Source organism: Tateyamaria pelophila, assembly GCF_019966495.1.
In the GTDB taxonomy this organism is placed as follows: Bacteria; Pseudomonadota; Alphaproteobacteria; order Rhodobacterales; family Rhodobacteraceae; genus Tateyamaria; species Tateyamaria pelophila.
Genome location: NZ_JAIMIA010000090.1, coordinates 1 through 18455, shown reverse-complemented (window position 1 = coordinate 18455; position 18455 = coordinate 1). Strand labels below are relative to the sequence as shown.

The 18455-nt window shown below is 58.2% G+C and carries 17 protein-coding genes, 1 pseudogene and 2 riboswitches; of the genes and pseudogenes, 9 read left to right on the top strand and 9 right to left on the bottom strand.

Annotated features, from left to right (window positions below):
- Positions 1-817: 817 nt before the first annotated feature.
- The 4 genes and pseudogenes from LC354_RS20465 to LC354_RS20450 all read right to left on the bottom strand — a co-directional run bounded on the left by LC354_RS20465 (position 818) and on the right by LC354_RS20450 (position 5096).
- Positions 818-2149, bottom strand: a pseudogene (locus LC354_RS20465) (aldehyde dehydrogenase family protein).
- A 272-nt stretch (positions 2150-2421) separates the two neighbouring features.
- Entirely contained in the window at positions 2422-3465 is a 1044-nt protein-coding gene (locus LC354_RS20460) for an alpha/beta hydrolase family esterase (RefSeq protein ID WP_223427338.1), read from the bottom strand.
- Between the two features lie 251 nt (positions 3466-3716).
- Positions 3717-4658 carry a DMT family transporter gene (locus LC354_RS20455; RefSeq protein WP_223427336.1) on the bottom strand — a complete coding sequence of 314 codons (942 nt, stop codon included), beginning with the start codon at positions 4656-4658 and terminating at the stop codon, positions 3717-3719.
- 42 nt (positions 4659-4700) lie between these two features.
- On the bottom strand, positions 4701-5096 hold the full coding sequence (locus LC354_RS20450; RefSeq protein ID WP_223427334.1) for a DM13 domain-containing protein: 396 nt from the start codon (positions 5094-5096) through the stop codon (positions 4701-4703).
- Positions 5097-5238: 142 nt separating this feature from the next.
- Here LC354_RS20450 and LC354_RS20445 point away from each other — a divergent pair, with 142 nt between their 5' ends.
- Positions 5239-5820, top strand: a complete 582-nt coding sequence (locus tag LC354_RS20445; protein ID WP_223427333.1) for a TetR/AcrR family transcriptional regulator — start codon at positions 5239-5241, stop codon at positions 5818-5820.
- Here the strand turns inward: LC354_RS20445 and aroC are convergent.
- The 4 genes from aroC to LC354_RS20430 all read right to left on the bottom strand — a co-directional run bounded on the left by aroC (position 5817) and on the right by LC354_RS20430 (position 7684).
- Positions 5817-6917, bottom strand: a complete 1101-nt coding sequence (aroC, locus tag LC354_RS20440; protein WP_223427331.1) for a chorismate synthase — start codon at positions 6915-6917, stop codon at positions 5817-5819. The two genes, LC354_RS20445 and aroC, sit on opposite strands and share 4 nt — an antisense overlap.
- A 64-nt stretch (positions 6918-6981) precedes the next feature.
- Complete coding sequence (locus LC354_RS20435) at positions 6982-7134, bottom strand: hypothetical protein (protein ID WP_223427325.1); 153 nt, start codon at positions 7132-7134, stop codon at positions 6982-6984.
- A 26-nt stretch (positions 7135-7160) separates the two neighbouring features.
- Positions 7161-7295, bottom strand: coding sequence for a hypothetical protein (locus tag LC354_RS27755; protein ID WP_263289497.1), 135 nt, complete (start codon positions 7293-7295; stop codon positions 7161-7163).
- The gene (locus tag LC354_RS20430) at positions 7289-7684 is read right to left on the bottom strand and encodes an EamA family transporter (protein WP_223427323.1); all 396 of its coding nucleotides are present in this window, start codon (positions 7682-7684) and stop codon (positions 7289-7291) included. The genes LC354_RS27755 and LC354_RS20430 overlap by 7 nt, the downstream gene beginning before the upstream one ends.
- Positions 7685-8043: 359 nt before the next feature.
- Positions 8044-8144: riboswitch (TPP riboswitch) on the top strand.
- Between the two features lie 38 nt (positions 8145-8182).
- On the opposite strand from LC354_RS20430, the gene thiB reads away from it, so the two are divergent.
- From thiB to LC354_RS20415, 3 genes are read left to right on the top strand one after another with little or no spacing between them, the layout of a single operon-like run.
- Complete coding sequence (thiB, locus tag LC354_RS20425; protein WP_223427321.1) at positions 8183-9160, top strand: thiamine ABC transporter substrate binding subunit; 978 nt, start codon at positions 8183-8185, stop codon at positions 9158-9160.
- Positions 9136-10680 carry a thiamine/thiamine pyrophosphate ABC transporter permease ThiP gene (locus LC354_RS20420; RefSeq protein WP_223427314.1) on the top strand — a complete coding sequence of 515 codons (1545 nt, stop codon included), beginning with the start codon at positions 9136-9138 and terminating at the stop codon, positions 10678-10680. Before thiB ends, LC354_RS20420 begins: the two co-directional genes overlap by 25 nt.
- Positions 10667-11362 carry a thiamine ABC transporter ATP-binding protein gene (locus tag LC354_RS20415; protein WP_223427312.1) on the top strand — a complete coding sequence of 232 codons (696 nt, stop codon included), beginning with the start codon at positions 10667-10669 and terminating at the stop codon, positions 11360-11362. Before LC354_RS20420 ends, LC354_RS20415 begins: the two co-directional genes overlap by 14 nt.
- On the opposite strand, the gene LC354_RS20410 is transcribed toward LC354_RS20415, so the two are convergent.
- Positions 11359-11802 carry a 6,7-dimethyl-8-ribityllumazine synthase gene (locus tag LC354_RS20410; protein ID WP_223427304.1) on the bottom strand — a complete coding sequence of 148 codons (444 nt, stop codon included), beginning with the start codon at positions 11800-11802 and terminating at the stop codon, positions 11359-11361. The two genes, LC354_RS20415 and LC354_RS20410, sit on opposite strands and share 4 nt — an antisense overlap.
- A 173-nt stretch (positions 11803-11975) precedes the next feature.
- A riboswitch (FMN riboswitch) is annotated at positions 11976-12134 on the bottom strand.
- Positions 12135-12195: 61 nt separating this feature from the next.
- Here LC354_RS20410 and LC354_RS20405 point away from each other — a divergent pair.
- The 5 genes from LC354_RS20405 to LC354_RS20385 all read left to right on the top strand — a co-directional run bounded on the left by LC354_RS20405 (position 12196) and on the right by LC354_RS20385 (position 16520).
- Positions 12196-12822, top strand: a complete 627-nt coding sequence (locus LC354_RS20405) for an FMN-binding negative transcriptional regulator (RefSeq protein WP_223427302.1) — start codon at positions 12196-12198, stop codon at positions 12820-12822.
- A 40-nt stretch (positions 12823-12862) separates the two neighbouring features.
- A complete protein-coding gene (locus LC354_RS20400; protein WP_223427300.1) occupies positions 12863-13471 on the top strand; it encodes a glutathione S-transferase in 609 nt (202 codons plus the stop codon).
- 309 nt (positions 13472-13780) lie between these two features.
- A complete protein-coding gene (gene petA, locus LC354_RS20395; protein WP_223427298.1) occupies positions 13781-14359 on the top strand; it encodes a ubiquinol-cytochrome c reductase iron-sulfur subunit in 579 nt (192 codons plus the stop codon).
- Between the two features lie 15 nt (positions 14360-14374).
- The gene (gene petB, locus LC354_RS20390; protein WP_223427296.1) at positions 14375-15718 is read left to right on the top strand and encodes a cytochrome b; all 1344 of its coding nucleotides are present in this window, start codon (positions 14375-14377) and stop codon (positions 15716-15718) included.
- A gap of 13 nt (positions 15719-15731) precedes the next feature.
- Positions 15732-16520 (top strand): cytochrome c1, encoded by a 789-nt coding sequence (locus LC354_RS20385; RefSeq protein WP_223427294.1) that lies wholly within the window; start codon positions 15732-15734, stop codon positions 16518-16520.
- Positions 16521-18455 lie beyond the last annotated feature (1935 nt).

Sequence of the window (18455 nt, the reverse complement as noted above, 5' to 3'; positions counted from 1 at the left end):
GGAAATGCCGCGCCGCCTCGCGGTGTCCATGGCCCTCATCGACAAACGCAACAACACGCGTTCGCAGTTCTATTGGATGTGGCTTGCCCATCTGTAACCCCCATGCCTGCCTCAAGGCCAGGGAATCACATCACAGCCAATCTGGGAATCCTGAATCTGAAAAGCAGAGACACGCTCTAGAGGTCGGTGATCTTTAGTAATCCGGTTTGGCAAATATACAATCGCCCTTCTTCAGACTTGGGCTTGGGTTCCAAAAACGGCATTGCAGTATGGAAACCTGCCGAATTATTCTATGATTTGTCTTCACCGGTGGACGCGGAGCAAGCGATGGGATGTGTTTGGCATGTTTAATTCAATGAGCGCGCCTCACCCCCTGGCCCCCCTTCGGAACCGGCGAATACCACCAGGAAAAAGAAACACGGTGCGCCTTAGAAATTGCAACTAAACCCTCGCTTGCCCATGCTCGAGAGATAAGAAGCCCGCTGGCACGGTCTTGTGGTTCTGTCGCAGTCAGCATTTCTACGCGCCGGGAGAGCAATACGGCGAGGAAGGCGGGGACTCCAGAAACACACAGGAATACGAGCGTTTCCTCCATCAGGGAGTAGCCTGCCCGCGCGAAACCGATCCACCCGTTCAAAGCGGCAAGAGCGGCCCAAACTATAAAAACAGGGGCACCAGCGCGCCGAATTTGCGCCCCGTGGTCCATGTTGCGCCTTGGAAAAGGCAGAGCAAGGCACAAATTTCCACTATCAGTATGACCATATGCATCAGGAAAACGACGCAGCATCTTGCCTGCGTCCTTGTTGGCATAAGAGCGTTACACGTCGACAATCCGGTCAGCAGGCGAGATCAGCATGGGTTTTGTGTTGCTCAGGGCCTCGAAACGCACCTTGTCGAAGTATCTAACTGTGCCCGAGTTCCCGACGCCGCCAAAGGACAGGGACCAGACCCAGCAATGCAGGTTGGTCATATTCACGCAGCCATCCCCGAAGGACACGGAGCCAATGAACTTGTCCACGACCGACGGGTCACGGCTGAAGACGTAGGCTGCGAGTCGTTTGTCGCGTGTCTTGATGTTTGCGATGAAGGAATTAAGCCCCTTATAGGGCAGTGCCGACAGGACAGGCCTGAATACTTCTTGCTGCATGGCTGGATCATTCCAGTCGCGTGGGTAGAGCAAGGTTGGCTCCACGTATCGGTCGGACACATTTGAGCGGCCACCCAGCACAATCTTGCCTTCAACGATGCAGGACGCGACTCTTTCAGCCACCTTTTTGCTGATCATCCGCGCGAAATGCGGGCTTTGACTTGGATGCTTGCCATACATCTTGGTCACCGCCGCTTTGAGCTTTTCGACAAAGCGATCGGCGACGTCCTCATGCACACTCACATAGCTCGGTGCGATGCACCACTGACCGGATTTTGCCGTATGAGCTCAGGCGAAGTAATCCGCCACTTTGTCCAGATCCGTACGCGCGTCCACCAATGCCGGCTTCTGGCGGCCCAATTCAAGGATCGCCGGTGTAAGGTGCTCTGCCGCAGCGCGCACGACCACCTTGCCGAATTTGGAGCTTCCGGTGAAGAAGATGAAATCAAACGTCAGGTCCAGCAGGGCGGAGATCTCTTCGCGCCCACCGGTGAAGACAGTCACATCGCGGAGGTCAAAATACTGGGGTATCAGTTCCGCAAAAAGCTTGGCAGTGATGGCTGTGGTGTTGGCAGGTTTCAGCACGACGGGATTACCAGCAGCGACCGCCACAATGGCCGGATCCAGCAGCAGAATGGGTGCATTGAACGGCCCAATGACAAGGATCACGCCAAAGGGTTTGCGGTAGATCGTACCAGAATGACCCGTTTCGGCTGGCCGACGGGCCGGGTGGTTATTATTTGGTATCGCCATCGTGTGGAAACACGAAGTAATACTTTCCGTACATGTGAGGCCCGTGGCCCGGAAGGCAGACTCAGTGGCCCCGGTTCTGTCGCAGGCTACTGCTTCTTCTGCCTCAGCCGGGCAGAAGACCGAGCTACTGATCGGACGCGGTCCGATTGCGTTGGCCGAAATCCCGCGTGTGCTGCATGCCCTGAAATCTGTCCGTCTGAGGTGCTCCACTGGCGCTTTCAGCCCGGCCGAGGTCGCGTAAAACGGCATACCGGCGCCGAGTATCGACCTGAAGATGGTCACGAACTTGCGGTATCATCCACCAATTTACCTGTTTTTCGGATAAGCAGAACCAAATCGGCAACACTTGTCGAAATTTTCGAACAACGCCATGTGAACGGATTAAGGCAGATCGCGGTTTTCATCCAAGGGGTGAAAACCGCAGTTTCACACTTTTCGTTGCCATATAAATCGAGGGACCTCCTGAGCCTGAAGACAGTCTCTGCGGTAATCGGTTTCCTTGGCCTGAGCGTTTGGTCGCACTACTGCTTTTGATGTGCATCGAAGAAATTGAGGATCATCGGCCATGTGTCCTCCAGTTCGTACACGTGGGCCATATCGCGGCGGCAATCAAGAACCGCAGGCACCTCTCCGGCGCCGCTGCTGCAGTAGCTTCGGCAATCGCTGCCATCGTCGAACGCGACGGCCTGGGCGGGTTGCGAGATGTCGCAGCTGGCCGCTTCGGCGAAGGCACGTGTAATCGCGGTCGCACCCGTGTAGTAGTAGAAGTCACCGTCCGTGGTTGTGGTGTGGCCCGCGTCTTCCCACTCTCCCGGCGGCACGGTGGGGTCGGACATGCCAGTGATGCTGAGGACCGGGACGCCGCCATCGACCGCAGGGCCATCGGTATAGCCGCGATGGGGCAATCCGATCAGCGGCGCGATGGCCGCAAAACGGCCCGCCACGTCCGGGTTCTGTGCAAGCGTCCACAAAAACATTCCGCCGTTTGATCCACCGACGCCGTAAATTCGATTTTGGTCGATACAAAGCGTCCCTGACAATTCGTCCATGAATGCAGTGACGAAAGCCGCATCATCCCCCTGGCAATGGGTCCACGAGCAGGTGTTTTGTGCGATCTCTGCACCGGGTACCTTGCAAGAGGCGTATGAATAATCACCGGTATTGGCGTCGTCGCAAATTTTCGCGCCGTCACCATCGATCCCGGTGCTGGATCCCGGGAAAGACCATGAAGAATAGCTTGCGTCGCCGCCACCTTCTCCAAGCCCCACCGGGGCCGCGACTATAAAGCCTTGCGCGCTGGATTGATCCGCGACGTTCGCTGCACCCAGGAATGCGTCAGTCCCACCGCCCCAACCGTGGAAGGCGAGGATCAGGGGCGTCGGCGTTGCCGGGTCGTAGTTTTCGGGAACAAGCAGGCGATAGCTTCGCGCAACGCCGCCGATGTTGGTTTCGTATGTCCCACTTTCCATGGATGGCTGGTCGCATCCGGTGCCTTGTGCGAGGCCAACGGCCGGTATCAGCCACAATGCGGTCACGGTAGCAAAACGAAAAGTGTTTATCTTCATGGCGAAATTCCCTTTTACGGATATCTTTCAAGAATTGCGCAAGACTGGAACTATTGCAATCGGGCAGATGCGACCATGAAGGGAAATCGTCAGCACATCGGCACGCATTCCATGGCCTTTCCCGGTACAACAGAGAGGCGCCGACCCAAGGCTTTGACCAAACTTGAACCATTACATGCCCGCTGAATTTTACTCCCAGGTCCGGTCACGACGGATTGGTGGCAGAGGCATCGGCCTGCCACAGACCCTGACTACGCTTTCGGGTCCGTTACCGACCGCGCTTTGCGTCTGTCCATGCCCAACTGTCGTTCGCGCCAGATAATCAGCACGCCGCCCAGAACCACCAAAGACGCGCCTATGACGGTGGCGGATGCAGGCACTTCGTTGAAAATGACGTAACCGATGACGGCTGCGAAGATCAGCGAGGCATAGTCGAAAGGTGCGAGCATGGACGCCCCTGCAAAGCGATAGCTGGACGTCACAAGGATTTGCGCGATACCGCCGACCAGACCCGCCCCCACCAAAAGGCCCAAATCGCGCGAACTGGGGATGACCCAGCCAAAAGGCAAGCTCAACAGGCTCAGAGCGGTCGCCGTCAGCGAGAAATAAAAGACGATCGCGGCAGTATGTTCGGTCTGCACAAGTGTACGGATGTGAATCTGGACCAGCGCTCGCAAGATTGATGCGGTCAGGACCATCAGCGCGCCAAGGCTCGCGGCGGTGCCCAGCATGTCCGACCCAAGGGTCAGTGTTGGCCACATGACGATCATCACCCCAACCAGGCCCAAAGCAACCGCGCTGATCCGAAACAGCCTGACAGTCTCGCCCAGCATGATGGCGGCGAGGATCACGGTAAACATCGGAGTGGCATAGCCAATGGCCGTCACTTCGGGCAGGGGCAAAAGGCTGAGCCCACCGAAGGTCAAGGCCATAGCCGTGGTGCCGAACAGTCCCCGCCAGACATGGCCCTTCAGGTTGTTGGGCACGAGCGCCTCGCGCAACTCGCCGCGCTGCCAAATCCACAGGACGATGATGGGCATCGCAAAGAAGGACCGGAAGAACACCGCTTCACCTGCGGGCACCTCTTGGGTGGCGACCTTGATCATCGCCGCCATGACCATGAACAGAAACACCGCCAAGAGCTTGAGCGCTATGGCGGTGCCGGGTCGGTTATGTACGGAGGGTCGCAACATGGTAGGCAAACCCTTGAGCCTTTGCGGCCCCGAAGGCAAGTCCTAGAGCAGGGTTGCGACGCCAAGCGGCACATTGAACTTCAGGCACCAGATATAAATTTCGTTATAGTCTGCCGGGTCCACGCCCGCTGGCACGGTAAATGTCTGGTAGCCGGTGTTTGATTTGAGCAGGCCCATACCCGTCGCCTTGTCGTATTTGCCATCTTTACCGAATCCAACGCGCGGGTCGGGCGCGCCATCAAGGCTGAAGTTATCGGCGAGGATGACGGTGTGGCTGCCATCCACGTTTTTAACGACTTCTACGAGGCCGGTCGTGACGTGGTTGGACGCACCGGTGAACGTGCCCTTGCCGACTGTGGTTGTTCCAGCGTGTGCGGCGGAGAGGCCGAGGAATGCGGCCAACGCGATGGCCAGAATGGATTGGAGTGTCTTTGTCATATGCGTGATCCCTTGAAGCGGTCAGGTGTTGCGATATCGAGATGTTAGCATTAGGAACTAATCGGTCCAAAACACAAGTGCGTGAATTCTGGACCAATCAGTCCTTAATGCTATATTGGGCTCGAGTAACTGGAGAACCTCGATGGCGCGTCCCCGATCCTTTGAACCCGAAGCTGCTGTTGAAAAGGCGATGCAGGTCTTTTGGACCCATGGCTACGAAGGTGCGTCCCTGCCCGATTTGCTGGACGGCATGGGGCTGACCCGTGGCAGCCTGTATAAGGCGTTTACGGATAAAAAGACACTTTTCCTGCGGGTTTTGAATTTCTACGAAGACCGGGCGGTGCAGGCAGGTGTCGCTTTGCTGACGGACCCGGCGATCCCCGACGGGGCGGATCGCATTCGCATGTTGTTTACGAATGCTTACCGTGCCGTCGCGCAGGGGGATCAGCGCGGATGCTTGCTGTGTTCCGCGGCGGCGGGTCCGAGCATGTATGACGATGACATCGCAGCCGCAGTGGCCCACGGGCTGACGGCCATGCGCGATGCGATTTCCGTCGCTTTGATCGCCTCGCCGAAACACGCGCAAATGCCCGATGAAGCCCGTCTGGATCTGGCGGACATGTTGATCGCGCAATATGTCGGTCTGCGCACGATGGCCCGCGCCCGGATGCCCGCCGAAATTCTGCGCAACGCGGTGCGCAGCGTGAGTGCGATTCTGGACTAGCCGATCGGGCCGCGCACGCCGCCCGTCTGGCCCCGGTCCAGCAGAAGATGATCAAGGATCACACAGGCCATCATCGCTTCGCCCACGGGTACGGCGCGGATACCGACGCAGGGGTCGTGGCGGCCCTTGGTGATGATCTCGGCGGCCTCGCCGGATTTCGTGATCGTCTTGCGGGTTTGCAGGATGGACGAGGTGGGTTTGACAGCAAAACGAACGACAACGTCCTGCCCGGTCGAAATGCCACCCAGGATGCCGCCGGAATGATTCGATGAATACTCCGGACCATTGGGGCCCATGCTGATCTCATCAGCGTTCAATTCGCCCGTCAGCATGGCCGCAGACATCCCTTCGCCAATCTCGACCCCTTTGACAGCGTTGATTGACATCATCGCGGCGGCAAGATCGGTATCGAGCTTGCCATAGACCGGTGCGCCGAGGCCCGCAGGTACGCCCCGCGCCACAACCTCGATCACCGCACCGACGCTGGAGCCGGATTTGCGCAGTCCATCAAGGTAGCTCGCCCATGTTTCAGCCGCAGCAGCATCCGGCACCCAGAACGGGTTTTGGTCGATCTGATCCCAATCGAACTGTTCGCGGTCGATCTCGTGGGTGCCCATGCGGGTCATGTAGCCTTTGATCTCGATCTCCGGGGCCAGTTTGGCCAGCGCCGCGCGAGCCAGACCGCCTGCGGCCACACGGCTGGCGGTTTCGCGCGCCGAAGACCGGCCGCCGCCGCGATAATCGCGGATGCCGTATTTCTGCCAATAGGTGATATCGGCATGTCCGGGGCGGAACTTCTCGGCAATATCGCCATAGTCCTTCGAACGCTGATCGATGTTCTCGATCATAAGCTGGATCGGCGTGCCCGTGGTCTGCCCTTCGAAGACGCCGGACAGGATCTTGACCTCATCGGCCTCGCGTCGCTGGGTGGTGTATTTGTTTTGACCCGGTTTGCGCTTGTCCAGCCATTGCTGGATCATCGCTTCGTCCACGGTCACGCCGGGGGGGCAGCCATCGACCGTCGCCCCGAGGGCAGGCCCGTGGCTTTCGCCCCATGTGGTCAGGCGGAAAAGATGGCCAAAGCTGTTGATCGACATGGGGTGGCTCCGATTGTACGTGTTCAGAGGAAATACGGTGCAGGCGGCCCAATGCCAAGCAGGTTTAGCGCGCGGTGGTCAGGTCAGGGGCCCGCTTGCCCAACACCTCGACCAAGGCCGCGCCGATGATGAGCAGGCTGTCTGCCCCTTCGCGCCATCCAAAAGGCTCTCCGGCATAAAGTGCGGCCGATATCACGCCGACCAACAGATCGCTCATCAGCAGGATGCCCACGCGACCCGGTGTCAGCAGGCTGGCGGCAAGACCGTCAGGAATAGCATCGGCAACACATAGAGCGACATCGGGATGCCCCATGGTAAGACGGGCAATGCCATCATCAGGCTGGAGTCTGCCAAAAAGATGTCCGGTGCGATCACCATGACGGCCACCGTGACCACAAGACTGCCAAACACAAGGGCAACGATCTGTTCGACGGTGTTGGTGCTGCCCAGTGGATAGACTTGAGCGCGCCGATGGCCCGGCAGACGCCCGAAAGGAGCGCCGGCCAGTCGCCGCTGTTGCGTGGCAGCGGCACAGTATCCCCGATCCCCAGCACGACCAAAAGCCCGGCGAGCGCCATGAGCAAGTTGGCTACCCGCGTCCAGGGGAGCATTTCGCCAAGGAAAAACACCCTGAGGGCGGTCCCCCAGATGGGTGTGAGGTGGAACGGCAAAAGGGCGCGCACCACATCTGTCAGCAGCAGGCTGCTGGCATAACGGCTGAACGCGCCGCCCAGAAACAGTCCGCAGACGGCAAGTGACCTGACCAATGCCGTGAACCCAGAGCGCCCGCTGGCACAAAGCAGCAAAAGAACCAGCGCCGCTCCGCGACAGAGCGCAAGACCGGACCATGGGCCGGGCAGGCCAAGCCTTTCGAGATAGCGCAGCGGCGATCAGATCAGCCCCCAAAGCGCGCCGCCGACGACACGGCCGATACTTGCAGTGGTATGGGATCGCATGTTTCGGGTAGGGCCTTTTTTGCACCGCGTATGATGGGCCGTGCCCCGCGCGAAAGGCAATCAACCGGCATCGTTTCTGTCTATTGCGTTTGCCCCTCTATGTGGGAGCCTTTGCCGTGTGTCTTTCTTGGTCTGCCCGCTTGTGCCTGCCGTGTGAGCTGCCTATAAGTTGTGGTACCTCGGGGTGCTGGCGACAGCTGAGATGCAATCTTGCGAACCCGTAGAACCTGAACCGGTTAATACCGGCGGAGGGAAGGTTTGGCTTACCCCAATATCCTTATCCCACCGCCTTCTCTATTGGAGGATGCGATGAAGTATCTCATGACGACTGCCGCTGTGCTGTGTGCCAGTGCGGCCTGGGCCGAGACGCCCGTTCTCAAAGTCTATACCTATGACAGTTTTGTGTCCGATTGGGGCCCGGGCCCTGCGGTCGAGGCTGCCTTTGAAGAGACTTGCGGCTGTGACCTGCAATTTGTCGGCGCCGGAGACGGGGCTGCCTTGCTGGCGCGCCTGAAGCTCGAAGGAGCACGATCCGAGGCGGATGTGGTTCTCGGCCTCGATACCAACCTCATTGCGGCTGCCAAGGAAACGGGGCTGTTTGCGACCCATTCCGTCACTGCGGACTACACCTTGCCCGTGACATGGGCCGACGACACGTTTGTACCGTTTGATTGGGGCTATTTCGCTTTTGTCCATAATACGGACATGACACCACCTGCCAATTTCCGTGCTTTGGCAGACAGCGATCTGCAGATCGCGATCCAGGATCCGCGCTCGTCGACCCCTGGTCTGGGCCTGCTGATGTGGGTGAAGGCCGCTTATGGCGACGAGGCACCCGCGATCTGGGCGGACCTGTCCGACAATGTGCTGACCGTGACCAAGGGCTGGTCCGAAAGCTACGGCCTCTTTCTTGAGGGCGAAGCGGACATGGTGCTGAGTTACACGACATCGCCCGCCTATCATCTGATTGCCGAAGAAGACGCCTCAAAGGCGGCTGCCCCCTTCGACGAAGGCCACTATATGCAGATCGAAGTGGCTGGAAAGCTTGCCAGTACGCAGGTGCCGGACCTGGCCGATCAGTTTCTGGCCTTCATGGTGACGGACGGGTTCCAGTCGATCATTCCGACGACCAACTGGATGTATCCGGCGGTGACGCCTGCGGGCGGCTTGCCTGAGGGGTTCGAAACCTTGATCACGCCTGAAAAGTCCCTGCTTCTGAGCCCTGAAGAGTCGGCATCTGTGCGGGATGCAGCGCTGGACGAATGGCTCAACGCGCTGGCGCGATAGGCGGACCGGTCGCCAGCGGGGCAGTCTTTGTACTGATCCTCGCGGCACTGGTGGCCGTGACGTCCAAGGCCGATTGGCCGGTGCGTTTTGATGCATCTGATTGGGCTGTGTTGCGGTTCACCGTCTGGCAAGCGGTATTGTCTGCCGTGCTGAGCGTTGCATTTGCAATTCCGGTGGCGCGCGCATTGGCGCGCCGCCGGTTTGCGGGTCGCGGAGCGTTGGTGACCTTATTGGGCGCACCCTTCATCTTGCCGGTCATCGTCGCCGTGTTGGGCATTCTGACGGTTTTTGGCCGCGCCGGATGGATCAGCCAGACTCTGGGCAATTTCGGTCTGCCACCCATTTCAATCTACGGGCTGCAAGGGGTCGTGCTGGCGCATGTGTTTTTCAACATGCCGTTGGCCACCCGTTTGATCTTGCAAGGCTGGCAAGCAATCCCGGCAGAGCAGTACCGGCTGGTCGGTCAGCTTGGTCTGCCTGCCCGTACTGTTTTTCAAACGCTGGAATGGCCGATGTTGCGACAAGTGGTGCCGGGCGCTTTGGCGCTGATCTTTGTCATTTGCCTGACCAGTTTCGCGGTTGCGCTGACCCTGGGTGGCGGCCCGAGGGCTACGACGATCGAATTGGCCATTTATCAGGCCTTTCGGTTCGATTTTGATCTGGGGCGGGCGGCAATCCTGTCCTTGCTGCAATTGGTTGTGGCCGGGACGGCGGCAGCTTTGGCGCTTTGGATATTGCCGCCGCTGGTGCTGCAATCGGGTTTGGACAGGCCGCTGGTGCGGTGGGATGCGCGCGGCCTGACGCATCGGCTGCTGGATGCAGGCTGGATCGGGGCGGCCGCCTTGTTCCTGCTGCTTCCACTTGGAGCAGTCGCCGTGTCTGGCGCAATCGGATTGGGCCAGATGCCATCCTCGGTTTGGGCCGCGACTTGGACGTCGACCTGGGTCGCGGTGCTGAGTACAGTACTTTTGGTCGTGATGGCATTGCCGGTGGCCGCGTGGTTGGGGCAGTCGGCAAAGGGGAGTGCGGAGGCAATTACCTTGCTGGGTCTTGCGGCATCGCCACTGATGATCGGGACGGGGTGGTTCATCCTGATCTATCCGGTGGCCAACCCGCAAAGCTTCGCCCTGCCTGTAACCGCGATGGTGAACGCGATGATGGCCTTGCCGTTTGCGGTGCGCATTCTTGTTCCGGGCATGCGCCAGAGCTTTGCCGATTATGGACGGCTGAGCCGCGCTTTGGGCGTCAAGGGATTTGCCATGTGGCGGATCGTGTTGCTGCCCAGGATCAGGCCGCGCCTGGGATTCGCTGCGGGCCTCGGCGCTGCCATGTCGGTTGGCGATCTAGGGGTTGTAACCCTCTTTGCCGATCCAGAGGTGGCGACTTTGCCCCTGCAAATGTACCGCCTGATGGGCAGCTACCGGACGGAGGCCGCATCCGGGGCGGCTCTGCTTTTGCTGGCGCTCGCCCTGGGCCTGTTCTGGGTCTGCGATAATTGGGGGCGACATGCTGAGCGTTGAGGAACTGATCATAGAGCAGGGCGATTTCATCCTGCGCGCAGATTTCGAGATCGAGGCGGGCGCCAGGGTGGCCGTTCTGGGACCGTCGGGCGCAGGCAAGTCAACGCTGCTTGGTGCGATCGGGGGCTATGTGCCGCTTGCGAAAGGCCGTGTCGTCGTGAACGCGCGGGATGTGAGCGGCGCTCCACCGGATCAGCGCGACATCGCGATGCTGTTTCAGGATGGCAATCTGTTTCCGCATCTGACTCTGGCGCAGAATGTCGGTCTGGGCTTGCGGCCCGCGTTGCGGTTGACGAAAGCGGAGACGGCGCAGGTCCGTGAGGCTCTGGCGCGTGTCGGTCTGGCCGGTTTTGAGCATCGTAAGCCGGGTGACGTCTCAGGAGGGCAACAAAGCAGGGCGGCACTCGCCCGTATGCTGATCCAGGCCAGACCTCTTATGTTGCTGGATGAACCATTCTCGGCCCTGGGCCCCGCGCTGCGCAGCGAAATGCTGGAGCTGACTTCGGAAGTGGCGCGGGACGCTGGCGCGACCGTCATCATGATCACGCATGATCCCAAGGACGCCGAGAGGGCATCGGACCAGATCGTGTTTGTGGATGCAGGGCAGGCCCATGCACCAAGGGCGGTGGCCGATATCATGGCCGATCCGCCCGAGGCATTGCGCGCGTATCTGGGGGTTTAGGCGGCCTTTGACCGGAGGGAACGGCGCGTTTCGATAATCCCAAGTGCGGCTCGCGCGGCCTCGCGCCCCTTCAGCACAAAGTGGTCGGCATAGATCGCCATGTGATGGTCTGTCTCCTGAAAATGATGCGGTGTCAGAGACACTGATAGAACCGGCACGCCCGTGGTCAGTCCGACTTGCATCAACCCATCCACCACTGCGGAAGCGACAAAATCGTGCCGATAGATGCCGCCATCCACCACAAGGGCCGCACAGCAAATCGCGCCATACTGCCCCGAGTGCGCAAGCGTTTGGGCCATCAGGGGCATTTCAAAGGCGCCCGGTACGTCGAACAGGTCGACGTCGGATGGGGGAATGAGTTCGGTGAACCCTTTGTAAGTTTGATCCACAATGGCGGCATGCCACTGTGCTTTGACAAAGGCGAAACGGGTGTGTGTCATAACAATCTCCTTTTGGTAGGGACGATTTCGACGGCCCAAACCCCGAAACTCCTGACCGTACCTGCACACGGACAAAGGCTTTGGGGCGGAATGAGGCTAAGCCGATCTCGCCCGAGACACGTCACCCAAGGCGATTGCGTACAGCGCCAAAGAGCCATCGCTGGCCCTGACCTGCACGTTCTCTTTCATCCGGACTATGACCGTCGGCTCAGGCATCTCACCTGATCTGCTGGACCCAAGATTTTTCGTACGAAAAATCTTGGCGCTCGCGGGCTCATGGATCTTTTCCATATACCGCCGGTGGGGAATTCCGCCCCGCCCTGAGAACAGGCTGAGCTTGCCAAGAGATTGCGTGACAGGCAAGACGGACTTTATGTTTCGAAGGTGAAAATCATGCATCCGAACCCGGCTTTTCATACGCAGGCCAAAGTGGCCAACATCGCATTTGCGCGACAAAGGGCATTCGGCATTTTGGCCGTGAATGGTCCGGAGGGGCCAATGCTGTCACATGTCCCGTTCCTGATTGTGGATAACGGTGCTCAACTGGACCTGCATCTTGTGCGCTCAAACCCGATCGCCCGCGTCGTCGACGTCCGGGCAGCTGCCAAAATCGCAGTAAGTGGTGCGGATGGGTATATTTCGCCTGATTGGTACGTTGTTCCGGACCAGGTGCCCACCTGGAACTACGTGGCGGTCCATCTCACGGGTGTTCTAGAGCGGCGCCCTCAGGCCGAGATGCGGGAAATGCTGGATCGTCAGTCGGCGCATTTCGAAGAGCAATTGCTGCCCAAGTCGCCATGGAAGACCGAAAAAATGACGCCAGAGGTTCTGGACCGCATGATGCAGCAGATCGTGCCATTTCGGATGTCCATCAAAACGGTGGACGGCACCTGGAAGCTGAACCAGAACAAACCCGATGCGGTACGATTGCGTGCGGCGGATCACGTCGATGCCTCTGGTATGGGGTCAGAGACCGCGATTCTTGCAGCCTTGATGCGTGGGGCAGATGGACAGCACTGAACGCTCTGATAGGCTCCCTTTAGACATCAAAGGATTTCAAATGAAACTCTACCACTCGCCGGCCTCCCCGTTCGTTCGAAAAGTTGTCGTTTTGCTGCATGAGCTTGAGGCATTCGACGCTGTTGAACTGGCGACCGTCACGACCACTGCGCTTGCATCCGATGCCAGCCTCAAGGCGGCAAACCCGCTGGCCAGATTGCCGGCACTTGAGCGGCCCACAGGTGTCACGCTCTATGACAGCCGGGTGATTACGGCCTATCTGGATGACCTTTACGACGGCGGAATGTACCCCTCCGGCGGTGCCCGGTGGGAAACTCTGACGCTGGAGGCAACAGGGGACGGTATAATGGACTCCGCTGTATCGATGGTCTACGAAATCCGGCTGCGCGATGAGGCACAGCAGTCGTCCGCATGGATCGAGGCCCAGTGGGGCAAGGTCGAGCGGGGGCTTGACGCGCTCAACACACGGTGGATGAGTCACCTGTCCGGACCGATCAGCATGGGCCATATCTCGGTTGCCTGTGCCTTGGGCTATCTCGATTTCCGACACGGTGAGCGTGACTGGCGGCCAGGCCGGGAGGCACTGGCGGGATGGTACGCTGGATTTGCGAAACGCGCTTCGATGAAGGCAACGGATCCGAACGGGTGATCCTGAATGGTACGGCGCGCCGCATGGTTTGCCTTGCTGTTTCGAGAATCGCTGTGCAGATTGCGAGATGGCCCGAACGGCGCGGAACAGCGAGTCCAACGTTTCGACATGCGCGCCAAGACAGCCTGAAAAGGCGCTCTTGAGTCATTTCAACTGCTTAAACAGGCCACCTGCGACCACTTGCGCCAGTTTGGGCGCTGGACGTAACGCCATCACCCCGCTAGATAACCGGGTGAACTGCCCCGCTTTGTTCGTGGGGCCTGTCAGGTATTGGCCCCCCGGGGTCGTAGGAAGCTGGAGAAGTCCCCCGTGTCCCACGCAGAAGAAGAACACGAAAGCAGTCGGCGCGATTTTCTGTACTATGCCACTGGTGGTGCTGGTGCAGTTGCAGTCGGTGCCGCGGTTTGGCCGCTGGTGAACCAGATGAACCCGTCGGCCGATGTTTTGGCCCTGTCATCGATCCGCGTCGATGTCAGCAGTGTTGAGCCAGGCACGCAATTGACAGTCAAATGGCTGGGCAAACCCGTTTTCATCCGTCGTCGGAGAGAAGATGAGATTGTAGAAGCCCGGGCTGTTGAAATGTCCGAATTGCCAGATCCGCTTGCGCGCAACGCGAATATCGCGGCAGCATCGGACGCGTCGGATGTGAACCGTGCATTGGTACAGCCGGGCAATGACAACGCTGAAGAGTGGCTAGTCATGATTGGTGTTTGTACCCACCTGGGCTGCGTGCCCTTGGGTGATGCAGGTGACTTTGGCGGCTGGTTCTGCCCTTGTCATGGTTCGCATTATGACACCGCCGGCCGTATTCGTCGCGGACCTGCTCCGGAAAACCTTCCGGTACCTGTCGCTGCATTCGTGGACGAGACCACGATCCAACTCGGTTAAGGGAGAGATTTAACCATGGGTGGAATTCCTCACGACCATTACGAACCAAAGGCAGCCTGGGAAAAAGGCCTTGCCAAGCGGTTGCCGATCGTTGGCCTGCTTTATGATACGCTGATGATCCCGACGCCAAAGAATCTGAACTGGATGTGGATCTGGGGTATCGTGCTGACCTTCTGTCTGGCACTTCAGATCATCACCGGTGTTGTTCTGGCGATGCATTACACGCCGCAGGTCGATCTTGCCTTTGGCTCGATCGAGCATATCATGCGCAACGTGAACGGCGGCCATATGCTCCGCTATGTTCACACCAACGGTGCTTCGTTGTTCTTTGTCGCTGTTTATGCCCACATTTTCCGTGGTCTCTACTACGGGTCCTACAAGGCCCCGCGCGAAATCACGTGGATTATCGGCATGCTGATCTATCTGCTGATGATGGGGACTGCATTCATGGGTTACGTACTGCCATGGGGTCAAATGTCCTTCTGGGGTGCGACCGTGATCACCGGCCTTTTCGGCGCGATCCCGTTCATTGGCGAATCCTTGCAAACATGGCTTTTGGGCGGTCCTGCTGTTGACAACGCCACATTGAACCGGTTCTTCAGCCTGCACTATTTGCTGCCTTTCGTGATCGCTGGCCTTGTCATCGTGCACATCTGGGCTTTCCACACCACCGGCAACAACAACCCCACAGGTGTTGAAGTGCGTCGTGGGTCGAAGGAAGAAGCAGAGAAAGACACGCTGCCCTTCTGGCCATATTTCGTGATCAAGGATCTGTTTGCGCTGGCTATCATTCTTGCCGTGTTCTTTGCGGTCGTGGGCTTTATGCCGAATTACCTGGGCCACCCCGATAACTATATCGAGGCAAACCCATTGGCGACGCCCGCGCACATCGTTCCGGAATGGTACTTCCTGCCGTTCTACGCGATCCTGCGGGCCTTCACCTCAGACGTTTGGGTCGTGATCGGCGCAAGCTGGATCACCGGCGGCATCATCGACGCCAAGTTCTTTGGTGTTCTGGCGATGTTCGGTGCGATTGCCGTTATGGCTCTGGCGCCCTGGCTGGACACATCGACCGTGCGTTCGGGCCGGTACCGTCCGATGTTCAAATGGTGGTTCTGGCTTCTGGTGGTCGACTTCTTTGCCCTGATGTGGCTGGGTGCGATGCCTGCAGAAGAGCCCTATGCGAGCTTGTCACTGATTGCGTCGGCCTATTGGTTCGCCTACTTCCTGGTGATCCTGCCGCTGCTTGGCGTGATCGAGAAACCGGATCCACAGCCCGCAACCATCGAAGAAGACTTTGCCGCACATTATGGTGGTGACGATGTGGGTTCCGCCCCATCGACCCAGCCTGCGGAATAAGGAGAGACTGCAGATGTTGAAGAAACTCGCAGCAAGTATGGTGGCGGCATTTGCGCTGACCACCGGTGCCTTCGCCGCTGGTGGCGCTGGGCATGTGGAGAATATCGACTTCTCGTTCGACGGCCCGTTCGGCACGTATGATCAGAACCAGTTGCAGCGTGGCTTGCAAATCTACACCGAGATTTGCTCCGCCTGTCACGGTTTGAAATTCGTGCCGCTCCGGACGTTGGCTGATGACGGTGGTCCACAACTGCCCGAAGATCAGGTTCGCGCTTACGCGGAATTCTTTGAAGTGTTCGACCCGGAACTGGACGATTTCCGTGCAGCCACTCCAAATGACCACTTCCCGGGTTCCGCCTTGGCGAACGCACCGGACCTGTCGATGATGGCCAAGGCGCGCGCTGGTTTCCATGGCCCTTATGGTCTGGGCATCAACCAGTTGCTTCATGGGATCGGTGGCGCCGAGTATATCGCTTCGCTTTTGACTGGCTACACTGGTGAGGAAAAGGAAGAAGCGGGTACGATCCTCTATGAGAATGTCACATTTCCGGGCGGGTGGATTGCCATGGCGCCGCCTTTGTACGGAGAGGACGTTGAATTCGCAGACGGGCATGCCAACGACCTGCATCATTTGTCGGAGGATGTTGCGGCGTTCCTGATGTGGACAGCCGAGCCAAAAATGATGGCGCGCAAGCAAGCCGGTTTCGTCGGTGTGCTGTTCCTGACCATCCTGTCGGTTTTGCTATACCTGACCAACAAGCGCCTCTGGGCACCTGTCAAAGGCCGCTACAAGAAGAAATAAGCGTGGGTGTTGCGCTTGATCTGGAAAGCCCTGCCATATGGCGGGGCTTTTTCGTTGAAACGGGAACTTTCACCGTTTTGTGCGATCCCACGCGACGTTCCGTGTTGTTGACGTCGAGGGGGCTCTGCCCCCGCGCAATGCGCCCCCCGGAGTTTATCTGGCAAGATGAAAGGGATTGTCCCGAAAGGCGGAGGATTGTGATGAAGTGGACATCCGCTGATTTGTGATCTGATGGGTTTGGGAGAAGGAAACCACCAGGAGGTTGGTAAAATGAGAACTATGGATCTTGTCGGCAAAAATCGGGCGACGAGTGTATTTCAATTGAACGCCTGTACATCAACCAACGAGGTAACTCATAGAACTCGGCTCAGACGTAACAAATTGTTTTCCGTTCATTTCGGACCTGCCGCCGCGCATCCTTGCAATGCAAGCGTGCTCAGAGCGCCAGTTCTGCCGACGGGAATTTGAGGCACTCGGCCATTTGGTTCGTTCGATACCGCCAAAATTTGTGAAGCCATTTGCAAAACGCACCAAGCGTGATGCGATCGACGTCGAGGCCACTTGCAGGGGCGGCATTGCGCCCATCCGAAATCATTCACCGCGGGAGCCAAATTTGACGCGCTTAGACCAATGAGTTTTTCAACAAAATCTGCGATCTCGTCACTTTCGCGGCAAACAGTACGAACGGCTGCTATCCCGGGTACTGGTTATTTCTTCACTTCGTAGCCATTGAGTTAGACCCGTGGATCGCCAATCTTTCCGGGCCGGGCTAAAGACAGTCTAGCGGAAAAGCTATTGCGCCAAAAGCAGTTGCCAAATGGCCTTGCTGCACAATTCTGACTGTGACCTGACTTCCCCTTCCCCCGGACGGGTTTATCCTGCGGGCTCTGTTACAGGTATGCCAGATGAACTGTCAGCCCTGATTGGTGGGATGGCCCGCTTACCGGGGCGGCAAAGGCCGCGACCGCGAAGATTGGCTTGCCGCCTAAGGTAGGGGTGCGCACGTGGTTAACCGCATTGGCCGGGGAACGACCAACATTCCCAATCTGGCAGTAGGGATCGTGGGCGGGATACAGCCTGACAAAGTCGCGCAGCTTTGGCGGATGAAACACATGTTGGCCTGTTTCAACGGTTTATGACGATCTGCACAGGCCGCGCCGGGGAACCGCAGAACGACGCGCCAAGCCGTTCAGCCTTTATAGTGGATACATGTGAACTCTTGAGGAGCTGCACGTAATCAAACACGCAGAAAAGGTCGGCGGTAACGGGATTTACAAGGTCGCATGATACGGGCCGCCAGCGACGTAAGTTTTCGCTAAGTCTAAATCCAAAAGGACATGTTTGCAATGTTAGGAAAAACGAGGTTATCAACCATACCGGTGATAATAGCACCAATACGAGGTTTTTCTCGCCAATTTTGGCCGCCAGAACTACAAATGGCCGATTTGTCGGGCGCGCGGAACTGTCGCGAACATGAACGCAGTCGACGCCCAAAAGTATTGGGAAGCGAATGATCGTGAGGGTTACCCTATGCCTTGACAGGGTTATCAATTGGAGTGATCTGGCGCTGGCCTCCGGTCTTTTCTGTGACATATCTCCCATCCACCGCTGGAGATGCCACTTCAGGACGGACGACCAGCTATTTGTTAATGCTGCTCTTTGGCGAGGAGCTTTCCATCAACGTTTTCCAGCAGAGAATGCAGGCCGTCTCGTCAGCCTTGTCAGCCCGACGATCCCGTTGAACCGCACTGGGGATTAGAGCGTGTCTCTGCTTTTCAGATTCAGGATTCCCAGATTGGCTGTGATGTGATTCCCTGGCCTTGAGGCAGGCATGGGGGTTACAGATGGGCAAGCCACATCCAATAGAACTGCGAACGCGTGTTGTTGCGTTTGTCGATGAGGGCCATGGACACCGCGAGGCGGCGCGGCATTTCC